This window comes from Veillonella sp. 6_1_27 (genome assembly GCF_000163735.1).
In the GTDB taxonomy this organism is placed as follows: Bacteria; Bacillota; Negativicutes; order Veillonellales; family Veillonellaceae; genus Veillonella; species Veillonella parvula_A.
The window spans coordinates 342,407-360,366 of record NZ_GG770215.1 but is presented as its reverse complement, the minus strand read 5'-3'; the positions used below and the strand labels follow the sequence as shown (position 1 = coordinate 360,366).

The window sequence follows — 17,960 nt, the reverse complement described above, 5'->3', positions numbered from 1 at the left end:
AGGAGCGTTCCTATGAGCGAACAATTACATTCTATTAATGAGGTCTTACAAGACCTTAAAGCTGGTAAACCTGTTATTATTGTTGATGATGAAAGCCGTGAAAACGAAGGCGATCTTATCATTGCTGCAGAGTTTGCGACGCAAGAAAACATTAACTTCATGGTTAAATACGCCCGTGGTATTGTATGTACACCTATGCGTCGAGAAGCGTTAGAAAAACTTGGCATCCCTGCAATGGTTACCAAAAATACTGATAACCATGAAACTGCTTTTACTGTGACTGTGGATCATGTAGATACTACAACAGGCGTATCTCCTGCAGAGCGTGCTTATACAATTCAAAAACTATTAGATCCTAATGCGAAACCTCTAGATTTCCGTCGTCCAGGGCACGTATTTCCACTTGTATATAAAGAGGGCGGCGTATTGGTACGTCAAGGTCATACTGAGGCTTCTATCGACCTTTGTCGCCTAGCAGGATTACAAGAGGCTGCCGTTATTTGTGAAATTACTAAAGACGATGGCGATATGGCCCGTTTGCCAGATCTTATGAAATTTGCTAAGGAGCATGACTTGAAAATTGCTTCTGTAGCAGAACTTATTGAATATCGTAAACAACATGAAGATATGGTTGATCTTGGTGCTTGCTCTAAACTGCCTACTAAATTTGGAGATTTTAATATCTTTGTATTTAAAAATGAATTAGATCATAAAGAACATTTAGCTATCGTAAAGGGCAATGTTCAAGATTGTAGCGATGTACTTGTACGTATTCATTCCGAATGTTTAACAGGCGATGTATTTGGTTCTAAGCGCTGTGATTGTGGCGAACAATTAGACAATGCGTTGCGCGCTATTGAAAAAGAAGGCAAAGGCGTTGTTGTATATATGCGACAAGAGGGCCGTGGCATTGGTTTGACCAATAAAATTAAAGCCTATGCATTACAAGAACAGGGCCTTGATACAGTAGAAGCAAATGAACAATTAGGCTTCCCTGCAGATATGCGTGAATACTCCTTAGCAGCTCAAATTATCCGTTTCTTGGGTATTAAAAGCATCCGCTTATTAACTAACAATCCCGAAAAGCGTCATGGCTTAGAACATTGGGGAATCAATGTAACTAGCCGTGTACCACTCATCATTGCTGCAAATAAATTTAATGCAGGTTATTTAAAAACAAAAGAAGAAAAAATGGGTCATATGTTAGAAGACTAATTAACTTTCACCATATAACTCGGTCGTTACATATATATTTCCTTAGATGGAATAGAGGAGGTCAACATAATGATGGTTCAAGAAGGTAACTTATTAGGTACTGGTAAGAAATTTGCTATTATCGGTTCTCGTTTCAACGAGTTCATTACATCTAAATTAATCGGAGGCGCTGAAGATTGTTTACTTCGTCACGATGTTAAACAAGAGGATATTACAGTAATTTGGGTTCCAGGTGCTTATGAGATTCCTTTGATTGCTAAGAAAGCAGCTTTATCTGGTCGTTATGATGCAGTTATTTGTGTAGGTGCTGTTATTCGTGGGGCCACTACTCATTATGATTATGTATGCAACGAAGTAGCTAAAGGTATCGCACATGTATCTTTGGAAACTGGTATTCCTGTTATGTTTGGTGTAGTAACTACTGAAAACATTGAGCAAGCTATCGAACGCGCAGGTACAAAAGCGGGTAATAAAGGTTATGATTGTGCGATGGGTGCAATCGAAATGGTTAACCTTATCGATCAAATCTAAGAATTGTATATATAACACTCAGTATCTTATGGTACTGAGTGTTTTTATATCATCGAAAATATGTTCTTTTAACTTTAAATCAGACTAGACGAACATATATTCTCTATTATTGAAAGTTAAATATTTGACATGATATACTATATAAGCAATATAAAAGTAATACCTTAATAAAATAAGTAGAAATAAGGAATGATAGAATGGATTATATAAAACGTTTTACAACCCGAGAAGGGGTTCGTATGTCTTTAGCTGTAACAACCGATACAGTTGAAACAGCTCGTGTACGTCATGATTTATGGCCTGTAGCAACAGCTGCTTTAGGTCGTGCTATGACGGGAGCTATTTTATTAGCTGGTGATTTTAAAAACCATGAAAACGTAAGTCTTCGTATTAAAGGTGATGGTCCACTAGGTGTAGTTCACGTAGATGCATTCTCTGATAATACGGTTCGAGGCTATGTAGATGATCCACATGTTGATGTACCTTTAAAGCATGCTGGTAAGCTAGATGTTGGTGCTGCCGTAGGTCATAATGGGGAAGTGCAAGTGACTCGTTTCACGCAGTTAGCGCAAGACTATACTTCTACAAGCCCGATTCAAAGTGGTGAAGTAGCAGAGGATTTGGCATATTATTTATATGCATCTGAACAAGTACCGTCTACGATTAGTTTAGGTGTATTAGTAGATCCAGATTACCATACAGTTGTAGCTGGAGGTTTTATCGTACAAGCCTTACCGGATGCTACAGATGAAGCATTAGCACAAGTAGAAAAGAATATTAATGAACTTGGTCCTATTACAGAATATTTGAAAGCAAACCCAGATGGTAAAGGTCTTATGGAACGCGTTCTCGATGGTTTAACTGTGAATGAAGTATATAATGAACCAATTCATTTCCAATGTCGTTGTGGTCGTGATCGCTTTGCCAGTGTGCTAATGACATTACGTGAAGAAGATAAGAATGCTATTTTGGAAGATGACGTAACAGAGCTTGTTTGCCATTATTGTAATGAAAAATATCATTTCACACGTGAAGAGTTACAAGATATGTTCATCCCAAAAGGTCCAATTCAATAAAAACTTTATAATATGTAGAAAAAATACAGGCTACTAGGTTTTTCCTATAGCCTGTTTTTCTATTCTATGAGAAAATAAAAGATAGAGTTATTAATAATAGGAGGTCACAATGAGTGCAATTGGCGTAATTGGTGGTACTGGTGTTTATGATCCGTCCATCTTTGAAAATATTCATGAAGAATCCTTAGTGACACCATATGGTGAAATAGATTATGTACAAGGTACATACCACGGGAAAACTGTAATCTTTGTAGCTCGTCACGGCAAAGATCATACAATTCCTCCACACAAAATTAACTATCGTGCTAATATTTGGGGCCTCAAAAAACTAGGCGTTACATTTATTATCTCCACGACAGCAGTAGGTTCTTTAAATGAGAACTTTAAGCCAGGTCATTTTGTTTTGACTGATCAATTCTTAGATTTCACAAAGAACCGCATCACTACGTTTTATGAAGGTGGGGACCGTCCAGTGGCACATCTTGATGTAACAAATCCATACTGCCCTGAATTGCGTAATATTCTTCAAAAGGTAGGTACGGAACAAGGCCTTACGATACACAATGGCGGTACCTATGTATGTACTGAAGGCCCTCGTTTTGAGACTCCTGCAGAAATCAAAATGTTCCACATGCTCGGTGGCGATACAGTAGGTATGACAAATGTACCAGAAGTAAATTTAGCGAATGAAGCTGAAATGGCATATGCTACGATCTCTATGATTACCAACTATGCAGCAGGTATTTCTGAATCTGCTTTGACACATGCGGAAGTTGTAGAAATGATGGGCAATATGGCGGCTCAACTAAAATCTCTTATCTTAGGAGCTATTGATGCAATCGATGTGGATGCTCATTATGATGCTCATAATCGCATGCATGAATATGGTGGTTTTAAACTATAATCAACTCATAATGATACACAATAGTTCATCGAAGGAGAAGTTATGATTAATATTGAATGGCGTAAAGATACGCTGATACTATTAGATCAAACTAAATTGCCTACTGAAATTACATACGTTCACTGTACAGATTGGCGCCAAGTGGCCGAAGCTATTAAAATGCTTCGCGTTCGTGGCGCACCTGCTATTGGCGTAGCTGCTAGTTATGGTCTCATTTTAGCTGCTATGGAAGCAGGACGTTTAGAGGCGCCATTTAGTGAACAACTTACAAGCTTGTATGAGTTTAGTGAGATCTTAAAAGAAACTCGCCCTACGGCAATCAACTTAGCTTGGGCTGTAGATCGTGTCATTTCTCTTGTGAAAACTAATGTTGACAGTATGTCCTCAATGAGTGAAGTAGTAGACCTCATTACAAAAGAGGCTATTATCATTCACGAAGAAGATGTGTCTTTGAATAGACGTATGGCCGAAGCAGGTTCTACATTATTTGAAGGTAAAAAGAATATTCGCATCTTAACTCATTGTAATGCGGGTGCACTAGCTACAGGTGGTCTAGGAACAGCACTTGGTGTTGTTCGTAAATTACATGAAAATGGACAACTGGAACGCGTGTATGCTGATGAAACACGTCCATTATTACAAGGTGCTCGACTCACAGCCTTTGAACTTCACGAGGAGGGTATTCCTATTACTCTTGAAACAGATAATATGGCAGCCTATGCGATGCAACATGGATTAATTGATGCTGTTATCGTCGGTGCTGACCGCATCACTACAAAAGGAGATGTAGCCAATAAAATTGGTACCTATGGTGTGGCCGTACTAGCTAATTTCCACAATATTCCGTTCTATGTAGCCGCTCCTTATAGTACATTTGACTTTACTCTGGAAAATGGTGGAGATATTCCTATTGAGATGCGCAATGATGATGAAGTAACAGCTTTACACGGTGTTCAAATAGCCCCTAGTGGTATTGGTGTACTTAATCCTGCATTCGATGTAACACCTCATGAACTTGTAACAGCGATTATCACCGAAGAGGGAGTATTGACTCCAAATTATGAAGAGTCAATTGGTAAGCTACGCCAGATTGTAGAATCTAAATAGTCTATTATCTTAATGATTAGCTTATTAAGCATTCTATATAAGCAATATATTATCTATATAAGTAAGTATCTACAACGATATTAACAAAATTATATAGTATCAATAAATCTAAGTAGATTTACTATCAACTATTTATTTTATTGTATCTACTTGTATGAGTAAAAGGAGATATTATGCAATCTTTAATTAGAGATATAAATTTAGCAACAGAAGGTCGCAAAAAAATTGATTGGGTTTCTAACTTTATGCCTACATTAAACACATTAGGTGACCGTTTTGAAGCAGAACAAACTTTCAAAGGCCAAACAATTGTTGTTAGTGTTCACTTGGAAGCAAAAACAGCATACCTTGCGACTGTATTAAAATGCGGTGGTGCAGATGTAATTGTAACGGGCTCCAATCCGTTGTCTACACAAGACGATGTAGCTGCAGGTCTTGTAGATATGGGCATTACTGTATATGCTTGGTACGATTGTACTGATGAAGAATATTTTAACTTCCTCCATAAAGCACTTGATCATAAACCACATATTATCATTGATGATGGTGGTGATTTAGTAAATCTATTGCATACTACACGTCAAGATGCAAAAGAACGTTTGTTAGGGGGGAGTGAAGAAACCACAACAGGTGTACATCGTTTATATGCATTAGAGAACGCTAAACAATTAACATTCCCTATGATTGCTGTAAATGACTCTTACTGTAAATATCTTTTCGATAATCGCTATGGTACAGGTCAGTCCGTTTGGGATGGTATCATGCGCACTACGAACTTGACTGTAACAGGTAAGAACGTTGTTGTTGCTGGTTATGGCTGGTGTGGTAAAGGCGTTGCAATGCGCGCAAAAGGCCTTGGTGCACACGTATATGTAACTGAAGTAGATCCAATTAAAGCTATAGAGGCTGTATTTGATGGTTTCAAGGTATTGCCTATGATTGAAGCCGCTAAGGTTGGGGATATCTTCTGTACTGTAACAGGTTGTAAAGATGTTATTGTAAAAGAGCATTACAAAGTGATGAAAGATAAAGCTATCTTATGTAATGCTGGTCACTTTGACTGCGAAGTGAATGTTTCTGATCTTACTGAACTTGCTGTAAGCCACGAAAGGGTTCGCCAAAACATCGAAGGCTATACTATGTCTGATGGTCGTAAACTCTATGTATTGGCTGAAGGCCGTCTAGTAAACCTTGCAGCTGGCGATGGTCACCCTGCAGAAATTATGGACTTGTCTTTTGCTATGCAAGCCCTTGCTGCAGAGTATATCTTGAAAAACGGTAAAGAAATGGATCCAAAAGTATACGTATTGCCTCATGAATTAGATGTGGAAATCGCTAAACTTAAGTTGAACTCCATGGGCTATGACTTAGATTCTTTAACACAAGAACAAATCGATTATCTAACAAAAGTAAACTAATACTGTATTGAAATATAATGGTTTCTGTAATACATTTTGTATCTAAACTATACTAGCTTTCAAATTAAACAAATATAACCGAGCTATTATGGCTCGGTTATACCTATGAGGGAAGACTATGTCTGAATTATTGATTACTCATGTAGACGTCCTCACCGATGAGGGGGTTTTAAAAAATCATGCCATTGAAATTAATAATGGTTATATTACAGCTATTTTAAACGATAGTGAAGCCGAAAAGGTAAAAGACTCTGCTAAGGAAGTACTAGACGGTAAAGGTCAATTGGCTACGCCAGGTTTTATAAATACACATACTCATATTGCGATGGGTCTATTTAGAAACTATGCAGATGATCTTGAGCTTATGGAATGGCTTGAAACGGCTATTTGGCCAACAGAAGCAAAATTAAATGACGATTATGTACGGTACGGCACACAACTCGGTATTGCTGAAATGTTGCGCACTGGCACCACTACATTTAGCGATATGTATTTCTTTATGAATACTACTGCTGAGGTGGTAAAAGAAACAGGTATTCGCTCTGTATTGTCACGTGGCTTAGCCGGTGTATCCCCAACAGCAGATCAAGCATTAGTTGAAAATGCTGACTTATTCCGCACTTGGAACGGCTTTGATAATGACCGCATCAAAGTATTGCTTGGACCACATGCACCATATACTTGCCCTGATGATTATATGGAAAAGGTGATTGCCTTATCTCATGAATTAAATTGTGGTATTCATATGCACTTGTCCGAAACAAAAGGAGAAGTGGAGACTGTTATGAAAGCTACTGGTAAGACACCAATTGCGCATATGCATGATTTAGGTTTATTCTGGAATACTACCTTAGCCGCACACTGCGTTCATGTGACAGACGAAGATATGGCTATTATGTCTGAAAATAATGTAGCCGTAGCTCATAACCCACAATCTAATTTAAAATTAGCTAGCGGTATTGCACCAGTACCTGAAATGATTGCCAAAGGTATTACGGTTGGTCTTGGTACAGATGGCTCCGCTTCTAATAATAATGCTGATATGCTTGAAGAAGTACGTCTTGCAGCAACATTACATAAAGCACGTCTTTATGATCCAAAGGCTATTCCTGCTCAAGCCGCATGGAACATGGGCACTGTAGAAGGTGCAAAAGCATTGGGATATACAGATCTTGGTGTATTAGATAAAGGCTATCGTGCAGATATCGTGCTATATGATGTATCTGGTATGCACTGGATGCCTCGTTACAATGATTTAGCAGCTCTTGTATACTCTGCTAATAGCTCCGATGTAAATACTACAATTGTGGGTGGTAAAGTTCTTATGAAAGACAAAGAACTGCTTACAATTGATGAAGAAAAACTACGGGCAGAGATTGATAAAGCTCAGGTATATTTTAGTAATTAGCAGTCAATCTAAACACAAAACCCACTCATGATAATCATAGAGTGGGTTTTGTGTTATATATTATATAGATTTATTTAATTGCTTTCACCAAGAACATGGGTACAGGAATATAAAACTCGTCTTCCTCATTGTAAATACGCGGACCTACAGTTAGATCAATGGTAACAGAACTAGCACCTAATTTAGTAAGTAGTTCTTTATCCCATTGAGGTCGTGTATAAGACGAAATGTCGAGCATATGATAAATGTTATGACACCGTTCTTTTAATTCGTTGCTTACATGTTCATGGGCATGATGAACAGATTGTGGTACATTATGATGATTACGAGCATGTTCCGCATCATAGTTTAAAATCAAACCGCCTGGGCGAATGACGCGAAACCATTCGGCATAGGCTTTGTCAGGATGGGGTAAATTCCACGTTACATTTCTGGCCACAACGATATCAAAGGTATTAGTATCAAATCCTAGATTCTCTGCATCCATCACAGAAAAGGTTGCATCACAATCGAGGGACTCTGCTAGTTGATTTGCCTCATCTATCATATTAGGTGTAATATCAATGCCATGCACTGTATGACCAAGCTGAGATAGTATAATACTAAAAAAGCCGGCTCCACATCCAATATCCAATATTCGTAAAGATCTATCAGAATCAAATATATGACAAGTTAATTCTTCTCTCCATAATTTTAGTTTGGGACTTTCTAATTCTTTTGCACGTAAAGCGCCAAAATCGTGAGATCGATCTGCCCAATAGGCTGTAATAAATTCTTTATCATCCTTCATAGGATGGTTGCGTTCAAAAGTATCATTCATAATTTAGTTCTCCTCATATTCTATAGTATTTATAGTATCATAAAATAATAACGAACTATACAGCAAAAATCACATTAATTCCATAAATACTAACTATGAGGTATGATATAATACTTCTATGTTTTATTTTAAGGAAAGGGCAGGGCTATGATATTACAGACTGGACAACGTACAGATATTCCTGCTTTTTATGGGCAATGGCTAATCAATCGTATACGTGAAGGTTTTGTAGATGTTCGTAACCCTTATAATCCCCTACAGGTGACACGGTATCCAATTAATCAAGAGGTGGTAGATGGTATTGCATTCTGTACAAAGAATCCTTTACCGTTTATTCCACTACTAAATGAAATTGTTGATTACAGACAATACTGGCATATGACTATAACGCCTTATGGAACCGATATTGAACCCTACGTGCCAACTTATGCGTCTGTTATAGAAGGATTTAAACATATTTCTAAACAGCTTAATTCTCAATCTATGGTGTGGCGCTATGATCCTATCATTTTAACTAATGAATATACCGTTGATTTTCATTGTGAAAGCTTTTACAAAATGGCTCAAGCCCTTAAAGGTTATACAGATACAGTTGTTGTTAGCTTTTTAGATATATTTGATAAGGTGGTTCAGAATTTTCCAGAAGGATATAGACCAAGTTTAGATATTCAAACTAAGATCATTAAAGAATTTGTTTCCATAGCTCATTCCAATCATATGAATCTTAAAACCTGTGGAGAAGGAGTTATCTTTAAAGAGCTTGGTGCTGATACAGAGGGGTGTTTAACCTTAGATTGTTATGAAAGTGCCTGGAATATAAAATTAAAAGCACCTAAACGCGCGCCAGCACGACCAGAATGTAATTGTTATTTACATGGTGATATTGGTGCCTACGATAGCTGTAGCCACTTTTGTCGTTATTGTTATGCTAATACTAATCGAGCGGTGGTTCGATATAATCGTTTACATCATGATCCAAATTCTAGTTTACTTATTGGAAGACTTTCAAAAAGAGAAATTATTAAAGAAAGTACGGAAAAGAGCTGGATTATAAACGAAACTGTAACACAGGATAGCTTATTTTAGAGAGAATTACGAGGAATTACTAAATTAAATGAATTGACTTATCGTGTAAAATAGATACCAAAGGGGTTGTCAAGCAGGTATCTCAGGAATATAAGAGAGTGTAAATGTATTTTTTGTTTAGTTTAAAAGGAGGTGCATTTATGATAACGTATAAGAAAGATAGTAAAGATAATTTACTATCACCTGACTCGTCTATGCCCGTGTTAGCAATGTGTTATGACTTTGATAAGACATTAACCCCTGACGATATGCAGGCACAAGGTTTTATTCAATCGGTAGGCTATAACGAAGAGCAAATCAAACAATTTTGGCATGAATCAAATCAATTGGCTAAAAAACATGATATGGATAATAACTTAGCCTATATGTACAAAATGATTCAAGAAGCAGTAGGCCATTTCTATGTAACAAAAGATAAGCTCATGGAATACGGCAATCAAGTAGAATTATACGAAGGGGTACGGACTTGGTTTGAACGCATTTGTCAATATGGCTTAGAACAAGGCGTTAAGATTGAACATTATATTATTTCGTCTGGCTTAAAAGAAATGATCGAAGGCACTGAAATGGCAAAAGAGGGGGCTTTCACCAAAATCTATGCCAGTGCATTTATGTTCGATGATAAAGGTGTAGCTGTTTGGCCCGCACAAGCCATTAACTATACGAATAAGACACAATTTTTGTTCCGCATTCAAAAAGGAATTCTCGATATTAATGATACTGGTGTTAATGATTACATTAAGCCTGAAAATCAACGTGTGCCGTTCCGTAACATGATTTATATTGGGGATAGCGATACAGATATTCCTTGTATGAGTCTTGTGAACGCTAATGGAGGTCATTCTATAGGTGTTTATGATCCATTTAAGAAGGATAAAGAAAAGGTATATAAGATGATGCGTCATCATCGTATCCGTTATTATGCACCTGCAGACTATTCTAATGGTTCAAAACTAGATACCTTAGTGAAGCAAATTATTCGTAAAACCGCAGCCTATGAAGTATTAGAAGGCGAATATATTCATTGTAAATACGAAGCCGAGGAGTAATATGGAACAATCTAAATTAACTAGCGAATGGATTCAAACCTTTAACAGATTAGGTTCTGAAGGTAAATTAAAACCTACCGTACCATATCACGATTTATTTAACCGAAAGGAGTTAAAAGGATTTCCGTTACACACATTACCTATGTGGACGGTAAATTTTCCAACAGGTTATATTACGTGTTGTGATCCTCTAGTAACATTGCCAAGCAAACCAGATACATATCTTAGACAGGTAACACCAGGTACGTATTTGTTAGAGACTAAGATAATTGAAATGGAACCAAATGAGTATCGTTATGTAGCTAGTCGAGTTGTTTTTAGTGGCAATGAGCCTGTATACTATGAATTAGCATTAAAAGGGACAGAGGACTTAACCGATTTAGATGATGGAGATACCTATATTGGATTTCCTGTAGATTCGGGTTTAGCTACAATTGTAGATGCACAAACAATTGAAACATATAATAAGTTTTATGAACAATGGCATATAAACTATCCTGAAAAAAATATATACGATGACTATTATAGTGATTTATTCCAATTAAATGCTATGGCCTATCCACAATACCAACGTTCTAAAGGTGATTGGATTAACTTTACAATTCCTGATACAGAATTGACAGTACCGATGATTCAATCTGGATTTGGTGATGGTTTATATCCAGTATACTGGGCATTTGATAAAGATGGTCAAATCTGTCAAATTATTATGGAATACATTGATTGTAGCGAAGCATATGAATAATACACTGGGTGTATAGTTAAGGAACTAATTTTATAAATCAAAATATATAAAAATAAGGCGCTTAGATAACTAAGCGCCTATTAATATGTTTATATTCATCTGAGAAATTAGATACCAAAAACCCAGTTAACTAACACGCGAATAATACTTAAACCAACAACCATTTCAGCAAGAAATCTTAAAGAACTCTCCATGCCATTTCCTAAATGTTTTAAACCGCCAATTTTGGCTTTACTTACAATATCACACCAGCACATAAAATTCCTCCATAAGAGTATGAGTAAATCAGATAATTTATATTACTATTTTACAATCTGATTCTAAAAAATTCAATATAAATTTTATGTAATAATAATACTTTATTGGCATATAGAATAATTAAGAATATGAAAAGTATAGTTTATTTAAAGAATATAAATATGTTAATATGAAATCAACTATTGATGTGTTGTGTAATGGAGTGCTTTATGAGAAAGTTTATATTAAGCTTTGCAATAGCATTGGTTGCATGTAATATAATAGCTGCAAAAGAATATATTACATTAGAATCCCAAACTGGCAATACCATTGTTGATGAAAAAGGACAATGGATATTGGGCCCATATGATAACTTACATGTGGAGTATATAAAAGGATATAATAATAACTATGTATATGGATCATTTTATGAAAATGGTCAAAAACGATATGTAAATTTAGTTGAACTAGCCTATTTACCAGTAGGGTATGAATATGAGTTCTATTATAAATTTGCTAAAGCTTTCACTAATGGGGGCTTTAAATTATTAAACTTAGATGGTACATATGCTATTAATGATGTTATTACTGATTATGATGATTTAAGTGATACTATAATATTAGGTAAAAAAGGAGAATATTGGTATGTATATAATAGAGTAAGCGGCAATCCAATTATTGATAGTCCTATTAGAAGTATCAAAGAGAGTATTACAAAATATTGGTCTAGAAAAGATAAAAAATATCTTTATAAATTATATACTATAGATGATTATACAAAATATCTTACAGAAAATGGTGTTTTACTTAGTGTTGATGAAGCTATAGACCTTATTAACAGTAATGATTATATAGAAATACGTAATAATGATGGTGCGGGAGGTGATTCATATTCTGATGAGAATTTTTATAGTAGAGCTCCATCAGATGTTTATGATTTATTTTCAGAAGTAGATGATAAAGGTAATACTTTATATGGTATGAAGACAAAGGATAATATAATCGTTATTCCTCCTAAATATAAATCTATAAAACATTTAGGTAAAGAGTTTAAGTACTTTGTTGTGACTGATGAAAATAATAGGTATGGTATTGTAGACTCATTAGATCAAACTATAGTTGCTACGAATAACTATTCTTATGAAAGATTAAGTGATCGTAGCTTTATTTTGAAAGATTCATATGGTAATAGTATTTTTAATGCTAGTTCAGGTGTATTTTATGCTGATGTTTTTGATAGTATAGATACATCAAAGCCTAATTATGTATTAAATAAAGTTACTACAGCAACTTATGATAAAATAAAATATGTAATTGATACAAACTCAGGTTATAAATTATTTAAATTACCACATTATGATGACGATATAACATCATTTTATAAAGCTTTATTTGTTTATAAATCTAAAGGGAAATATGGCCTAATGGATTATAACGGTAATATAATTATTGAACCTAAGTTTGATAAAGTTACTATTGATGAACCTGAGTTAGCGGAATATATAAAAGAAATAGATTCATATGATAAATAATTAATTTTTTACTGATTATTTTGATTAACTAAAATAAACTAGCTTATAGACTTATAGGCTAGTTTTTGTTTTGAACACAAATTACTTCCGATAACGATATATTATCGGAAGTAATTTAATGCCAAAAATTGGGCCTAAATGGCCCAATCTCTTGTGTTATATAGTTTTTTGCTTATTTACGTTTAAATGTGTATGGTTCATATTCTACATCATTATGGCGGTTAGTCCACCAGTTCCAGCCGATTCTTGCTAACTTCCAAGCAATGAATCCTACGATGATTCCTAATACTAAACCTGTTAATACATCTGTTGGATAATGTGCAAATAAGTAAACTCTAGAGAATGCTACTACTATTGAACCTAACAATGCTAAAATCCCTAAATATCGCTTCTGAGGTGCTATTTGGCCTAAGCCTAGGTAAATAGTCATGGCTGATGCGAATGAACCAAAGCTATGACCTGATGGGAATGAATAGCTTGTAGCTTTTGGTAGTGCAGATTCCAACGGTACCGTTACATTTGGAAAATCAACAAATGGTCTTAATCTAGCTACATTTGGTTTTAAACCTTGGTCGCCAATTATAAATACAAATCCTAAAGCAATAATAATCGCTACGCCTAAAACACGGTATTTTTTTTGTAGCATTAATAATAATGCTATAATAATCCATAATGCGCCATTGCTTGTAATTTTTGAAATAAATGCCATAATTGGTGTTAAAAAACTATATACAAAATGTTCATGTACATAGAAAATTAAAGAGTGATCAAATTGTAAAATTGTGTCCATAAATTCCTCTTCTAGTCTACTTTTTCCTAAATGATAATTATTGAGAATGTCTTATTATGCTTTTTATTTTAATAATTAATCTATACTAATTTATTTACGTATATAATGATTTCTCATTTACAGCCCAAATAATAGCCTAAACTATTTATATACAATGGTCAATAGTTTAGGCTATATTTCATAAAAGCTATAGTTATGATTTCTTTTTATCTGTTTTCTTAGGTGGCGCTTCAGGTGTTGCAGGCATTGTAATAATCGTATCTACAGGGTCATATACAGACTCAAAGGAATCAGTTTGAGTAACCCAGTTACCATATGTAATGGTTCTATACGTATTCATTTTTAAGCCTACATGGCCCTCTTGTACCTCTTTTTCTTTTAAAGATGGATCTACCTTAGTTATTGTTTTATTTGGAATCTCACCATAATCGCCTACAGAGATAGATACATTTTTTGGTTTATCTTCAGCTGTACCTATAATGTAAATAGTTAAGGTTCCATTATTCATAACACTTAAGATATAAATAGAATGTTGGTACGGATTTCTAAACTTAAAGTCTAAATAGCCCCAAGCTACCGTAGCATCTCTACCAGCTTGAATATATCCAACTGGTTCAAAATGAGGTGTACGTTCAACAATATTCATACCAGATAATAAAGCTGTATTAAAAATAGTAGAACTTACTTGGCAAATACCGCCACCAATGCCTGGAACTAATTTGCCATCAATCATAACAGGCGCATCATCATAGCCAGCTTCTGCAGTACGTTCGCCTACAACATCGTTAAAAGAGAATTGTGCACCGGGCTTAATGAGTGTACCATTTATCTTATCAGAAGCTAATTGGATATTATGTGTTCTGCTTTCATTACTTGGATTATACTCCGTTGTGAAAGATGCTAATACAGTATTTAAAGGTTTTAGATCAGTATCAGTAACTTTTACCGTATTCTGCGTAGTAAATACCATAGAAAGAGAATTTATACTATCGCTAATCTGTAGATCATCTTTTAGCTTTTTCAAGGTAGCATCGATATCAATACGTTTGCCTTCTTTTGACGGATGTATTACTACTTGTCCATTTTCAACAGTAAGATAGGCATCATGACCAGGTGTATCTATTGTTTTTGCTAACTCAGTGAGATATGTTTTGCCTTTTACTTCGTCTAACTTATATTGTGGTTTAAAATGATGACCATAAAATAAACCATTAAATCTATGTGACAATACTGTCCACATATCATCCTCATAGCCGTATGTGGAAATAGCTTTTACCATAGCCTCTGTATCGAATTGAATACCTAAATCATGATATGTGGCCTGTTGTTTTTTATTATTTCCCATATCGATAGATATAGTCTGAGGTATCTTATCATTCACCTCTTGTAAACGTGCTTGTAATTCGTTCTTTGGTGTATTTGATAGATCTGTATCATTATAATATACACCATAAGAAATATTTTCTGTTGGAATGTATGAGCAACCACTTGTACCCAAAAGAACAAGTACTGTTCCTACTAATATGTATTTCTTCGTCATGTATTCGTAAACGCTCCCGAATTATTTATTATATTCTCTAATTATAGCATATAAAGATCTAATCTATGGTACAATTATATTAATATTTTATGGGTAAGGGTGAATTATGTCAGAGTCTAAGAAACAACAAAAGCATTTTTATTTGCGCAATAATGATGCGCTTATGAATAGTACAAAGTTGTCTATGAAAGCAAAACAAAGCATATTGTTATCTAAGGCTGAGAATACTGTTGATGCTTACGAATCGGATTGGGACGATTTCGTAGATTGGTGTACTTATCAAAAGGTATCTTATTTTCCAGCTACACCAGAAACAATAGTAAATTATATTAACGATCTAGCAGATTATGCAAAGGCAAATACAATTTCACGTCGTATTAGTGCTATATCTGAAAATTTTAATGCTTCTGGCCAAAGAGATAATCCATGTATGGCTCCTATCGTTAAACAGGCCTTACGTGGTATTAGACGATTAAAAGGAACATTCCAACAAGGAAAAACCCCAGTTTTGTTAGAAGATATTGAAGATATTATAGACTGTATGACTAAGCTAGATGTACCGGAACTTCAATTATTGCGCGATAAAGCTATTCTTTTGATTGGCTTTATGGGTGCTTTCCGGCGCAGTGAGATTGCAGCTATTACAGTAGAAAATCTTCAATTTTCACCACAAGGTGTTGAAATCTTTGTAGCATCCTCTAAGGCCGATCAAGAAGGTCAAGGTGCAGTGGTAGCTATCCCACATTTATCTGGTTCTCCGTTAGATGCAGTACGAGCCTTACAACAATGGTTACGTGCTTCTGGTATTACTGAGGGACCTGTATTTAGAGGGTTTACAAAAAATATGTCTTTACGTAAAACAGCTATATCCGATAAGATGATTGCAGAAATCGTAAAGAAATATATTTCTCTTATTGGTCTAGATCCGACCATGTATGGCGCTCATAGTTTACGTCATGGCTTTGCAACGACTGCAGCAGCTTATGGTGTTGAAGAACGTAATATTATGCGACAAACTCGTCATCATAGTGTAAATATGGTTCGTCGTTATATCAATGAAGCAAATAAGTTTGTAGATAATCCTATCTCTACAATTTTTGAAAAGCGATTTAGATAACAATCATAAATCAGTTGATTTAGACAATAACTATAAATCGTTTAATAACATACATTAGATAACAAAAAGCAGCTATCTCTGTTAGAGTAGCTGCTTTTTTGCGTGGGATTAACCCATATATATTTAGTTTTGAGCCATATAGTCCAAAGCTCTAACTGGACTATCAGATTTCTTTGCTGGTACCTTTAAAACTGTACCAGGTACAAGAGCACCAGAATCGTTAATATTGTTGAGTTCCTTCATGGCATATACCATTTCACGAACATCCATATCTTTATGAGCTGTACGTGCTGCAATATCCCACATTGTATCGCCTGCTTGAACCTTTACTTCACGTATATTATGTGTATTTACCTCTGTTGTAGGATTTGACATATTATAACCAAATAATACTGTTAAGCACATTCCTACCATCATCAATATATTTTTCATCTCATACCTCACATTTACATCGAACATAATATCTGAGAACATTTGTTTGTTTACATGCTTATAATACCACACGAACGAATGTTCGGTCAAGCGTTTTAGAACAAATGTTTGCAAAAACTTTTAAAATTGCCTATAATAGGTATATAAGTTAAATAAATACCTTATGTTTTTATTATATAGTATGATATGAGTTATTTTTTACGCATAGAAATGTTAACATTATTTTTACATTAGATTGCTTTGGAGGTTTATCGTGAGACGCCCTGCTACAGATATCAATACAAAACAGCGCCGTATATTAGAATTTATAAAAGATTCATTACATAATGAATATCGTTGTCCTACAGTTCGTGAAATCTGTACACATGTAGGGCTAAGTTCTACTTCCACCGTTCAATCTCACTTAAATACTTTAGAAAAATTTGGTTATATTAAACGTGATCCAAATAAAAATCGTGCTATTACTGTGTTAGAAGATACTAAACCGTCTATTTCAGTAGCCGGTAATGAAACGTCTAGCTCTGATAACTTTGAATTTTTAGGTGCTGGACTTAAACAAGTACCTCTTATCGGCACTGTACAAGCAGGTATGCCTATTACTGCAGTAGAAAACCTAGAGTCCACGCTTACATTGCCAGTTCAATTGACTGGTGATTCTGACTGTTTCTTATTACGTGTTCAAGGCGAATCTATGATGAATATCGGTATGTATGAAGGTGATATGCTTATCGTGCGGCATCAAAATACTGCTAATAACGGCGATGTTGTTGTTGCTCGCATTGATGATGAAGCTACAGTAAAACGTTTTTATAAAGAAAATGGTCATATTCGTTTACAACCTGAAAATGATGATTTTGATCCAATCATTGTAGATGATTGTCATATTGAGGGCCTTGTAATCGGTCTTGTACGAGATAGAATATAAGCAACAAAAAAAAACGGCAACATATTGT

18 protein-coding genes are annotated in these 17,960 nt (G+C 35.1%); 13 read left to right on the top strand and 5 right to left on the bottom strand.

The features are described from left to right. Window positions 1–12: 12 nt before the first annotated feature. The 7 genes from HMPREF0874_RS01725 (at window position 13) to HMPREF0874_RS01695 (ending at window position 7,659) form a co-directional block, all read left to right on the top strand. On the top strand, window positions 13–1,215 hold the full coding sequence (locus HMPREF0874_RS01725; RefSeq protein WP_008600978.1) for a bifunctional 3,4-dihydroxy-2-butanone-4-phosphate synthase/GTP cyclohydrolase II: 1,203 nt from the start codon (window positions 13–15) through the stop codon (window positions 1,213–1,215). 69 nt (window positions 1,216–1,284) lie between these two features. Further along, the gene (gene ribE / locus HMPREF0874_RS01720) at window positions 1,285–1,746 is read left to right on the top strand and encodes a 6,7-dimethyl-8-ribityllumazine synthase (protein WP_004697404.1); all 462 of its coding nucleotides are present in this window, start codon (window positions 1,285–1,287) and stop codon (window positions 1,744–1,746) included. Between the two features lie 197 nt (window positions 1,747–1,943). Next, a complete protein-coding gene (hslO, locus tag HMPREF0874_RS01715; RefSeq protein ID WP_008600976.1) occupies window positions 1,944–2,822 on the top strand; it encodes an Hsp33 family molecular chaperone HslO in 879 nt (292 codons plus the stop codon). A 109-nt stretch (window positions 2,823–2,931) separates the two neighbouring features. Then, window positions 2,932–3,726, top strand: coding sequence for an S-methyl-5'-thioadenosine phosphorylase (gene mtnP, locus HMPREF0874_RS01710; protein WP_008600974.1), 795 nt, complete (start codon window positions 2,932–2,934; stop codon window positions 3,724–3,726). 42 nt (window positions 3,727–3,768) lie between these two features. Next, complete coding sequence (gene mtnA, locus HMPREF0874_RS01705; protein WP_008600972.1) at window positions 3,769–4,833, top strand: S-methyl-5-thioribose-1-phosphate isomerase; 1,065 nt, start codon at window positions 3,769–3,771, stop codon at window positions 4,831–4,833. Between the two features lie 173 nt (window positions 4,834–5,006). Then, window positions 5,007–6,251 carry an adenosylhomocysteinase gene (locus HMPREF0874_RS01700; protein WP_008600970.1) on the top strand — a complete coding sequence of 415 codons (1,245 nt, stop codon included), beginning with the start codon at window positions 5,007–5,009 and terminating at the stop codon, window positions 6,249–6,251. A gap of 118 nt (window positions 6,252–6,369) precedes the next feature. Continuing rightward, entirely contained in the window at window positions 6,370–7,659 is a 1,290-nt protein-coding gene (locus tag HMPREF0874_RS01695; protein WP_008600968.1) for an amidohydrolase, read from the top strand. A 70-nt stretch (window positions 7,660–7,729) separates the two neighbouring features. Here the strand turns inward: HMPREF0874_RS01695 and HMPREF0874_RS01690 are convergent, their stop codons facing one another. Beyond that, complete coding sequence (locus HMPREF0874_RS01690; protein ID WP_008600966.1) at window positions 7,730–8,479, bottom strand: class I SAM-dependent methyltransferase; 750 nt, start codon at window positions 8,477–8,479, stop codon at window positions 7,730–7,732. 147 nt (window positions 8,480–8,626) lie between these two features. Between HMPREF0874_RS01690 and HMPREF0874_RS01685 the strand changes: the two genes are divergently transcribed. The 3 genes from HMPREF0874_RS01685 to HMPREF0874_RS01675 all read left to right on the top strand — a co-directional run bounded on the left by HMPREF0874_RS01685 (window position 8,627) and on the right by HMPREF0874_RS01675 (window position 11,359). Further along, window positions 8,627–9,565: a DUF1848 domain-containing protein gene (locus HMPREF0874_RS01685; protein WP_004697023.1), complete on the top strand. Its 939-nt coding sequence runs from the start codon at window positions 8,627–8,629 to the stop codon at window positions 9,563–9,565. 140 nt (window positions 9,566–9,705) lie between these two features. After that, entirely contained in the window at window positions 9,706–10,614 is a 909-nt protein-coding gene (locus HMPREF0874_RS01680) for an HAD family hydrolase (RefSeq protein WP_004697132.1), read from the top strand. 1 nt (window position 10,615) lies between these two features. After that, complete coding sequence (locus HMPREF0874_RS01675) at window positions 10,616–11,359, top strand: DUF4241 domain-containing protein (protein ID WP_004697361.1); 744 nt, start codon at window positions 10,616–10,618, stop codon at window positions 11,357–11,359. A 107-nt stretch (window positions 11,360–11,466) separates the two neighbouring features. On the opposite strand, the gene HMPREF0874_RS10040 is transcribed toward HMPREF0874_RS01675, so the two are convergent. Continuing rightward, window positions 11,467–11,616: a hypothetical protein gene (locus tag HMPREF0874_RS10040; RefSeq protein WP_004695850.1), complete on the bottom strand. Its 150-nt coding sequence runs from the start codon at window positions 11,614–11,616 to the stop codon at window positions 11,467–11,469. 210 nt (window positions 11,617–11,826) lie between these two features. Between HMPREF0874_RS10040 and HMPREF0874_RS01670 the strand changes: the two genes are divergently transcribed. Further along, on the top strand, window positions 11,827–13,128 hold the full coding sequence (locus HMPREF0874_RS01670; protein ID WP_004697133.1) for a hypothetical protein: 1,302 nt from the start codon (window positions 11,827–11,829) through the stop codon (window positions 13,126–13,128). A 172-nt stretch (window positions 13,129–13,300) separates the two neighbouring features. Here HMPREF0874_RS01670 and HMPREF0874_RS01665 read toward each other — a convergent pair whose 3' ends face one another. Together HMPREF0874_RS01665 and HMPREF0874_RS01660 are read right to left on the bottom strand one after the other, a co-directional pair. Continuing rightward, on the bottom strand, window positions 13,301–13,918 hold the full coding sequence (locus tag HMPREF0874_RS01665) for a phosphatase PAP2 family protein (RefSeq protein ID WP_008600961.1): 618 nt from the start codon (window positions 13,916–13,918) through the stop codon (window positions 13,301–13,303). 193 nt (window positions 13,919–14,111) lie between these two features. Then, window positions 14,112–15,458, bottom strand: a complete 1,347-nt coding sequence (locus HMPREF0874_RS01660; RefSeq protein WP_008600959.1) for a VanW family protein — start codon at window positions 15,456–15,458, stop codon at window positions 14,112–14,114. A gap of 106 nt (window positions 15,459–15,564) precedes the next feature. Between HMPREF0874_RS01660 and HMPREF0874_RS01655 the strand changes: the two genes are divergently transcribed. After that, window positions 15,565–16,575, top strand: coding sequence for a site-specific integrase (locus tag HMPREF0874_RS01655; protein ID WP_008600957.1), 1,011 nt, complete (start codon window positions 15,565–15,567; stop codon window positions 16,573–16,575). A 123-nt stretch (window positions 16,576–16,698) separates the two neighbouring features. On the opposite strand, the gene HMPREF0874_RS01650 is transcribed toward HMPREF0874_RS01655, so the two are convergent. Beyond that, window positions 16,699–17,007, bottom strand: coding sequence for a LysM domain-containing protein (locus tag HMPREF0874_RS01650; RefSeq protein ID WP_021148155.1), 309 nt, complete (start codon window positions 17,005–17,007; stop codon window positions 16,699–16,701). 253 nt (window positions 17,008–17,260) lie between these two features. Between HMPREF0874_RS01650 and lexA the strand changes: the two genes are divergently transcribed. Then, entirely contained in the window at window positions 17,261–17,932 is a 672-nt protein-coding gene (lexA, locus tag HMPREF0874_RS01645; protein WP_008600953.1) for a transcriptional repressor LexA, read from the top strand. The last annotated feature ends 28 nt before the right edge of the window (window positions 17,933–17,960 follow it).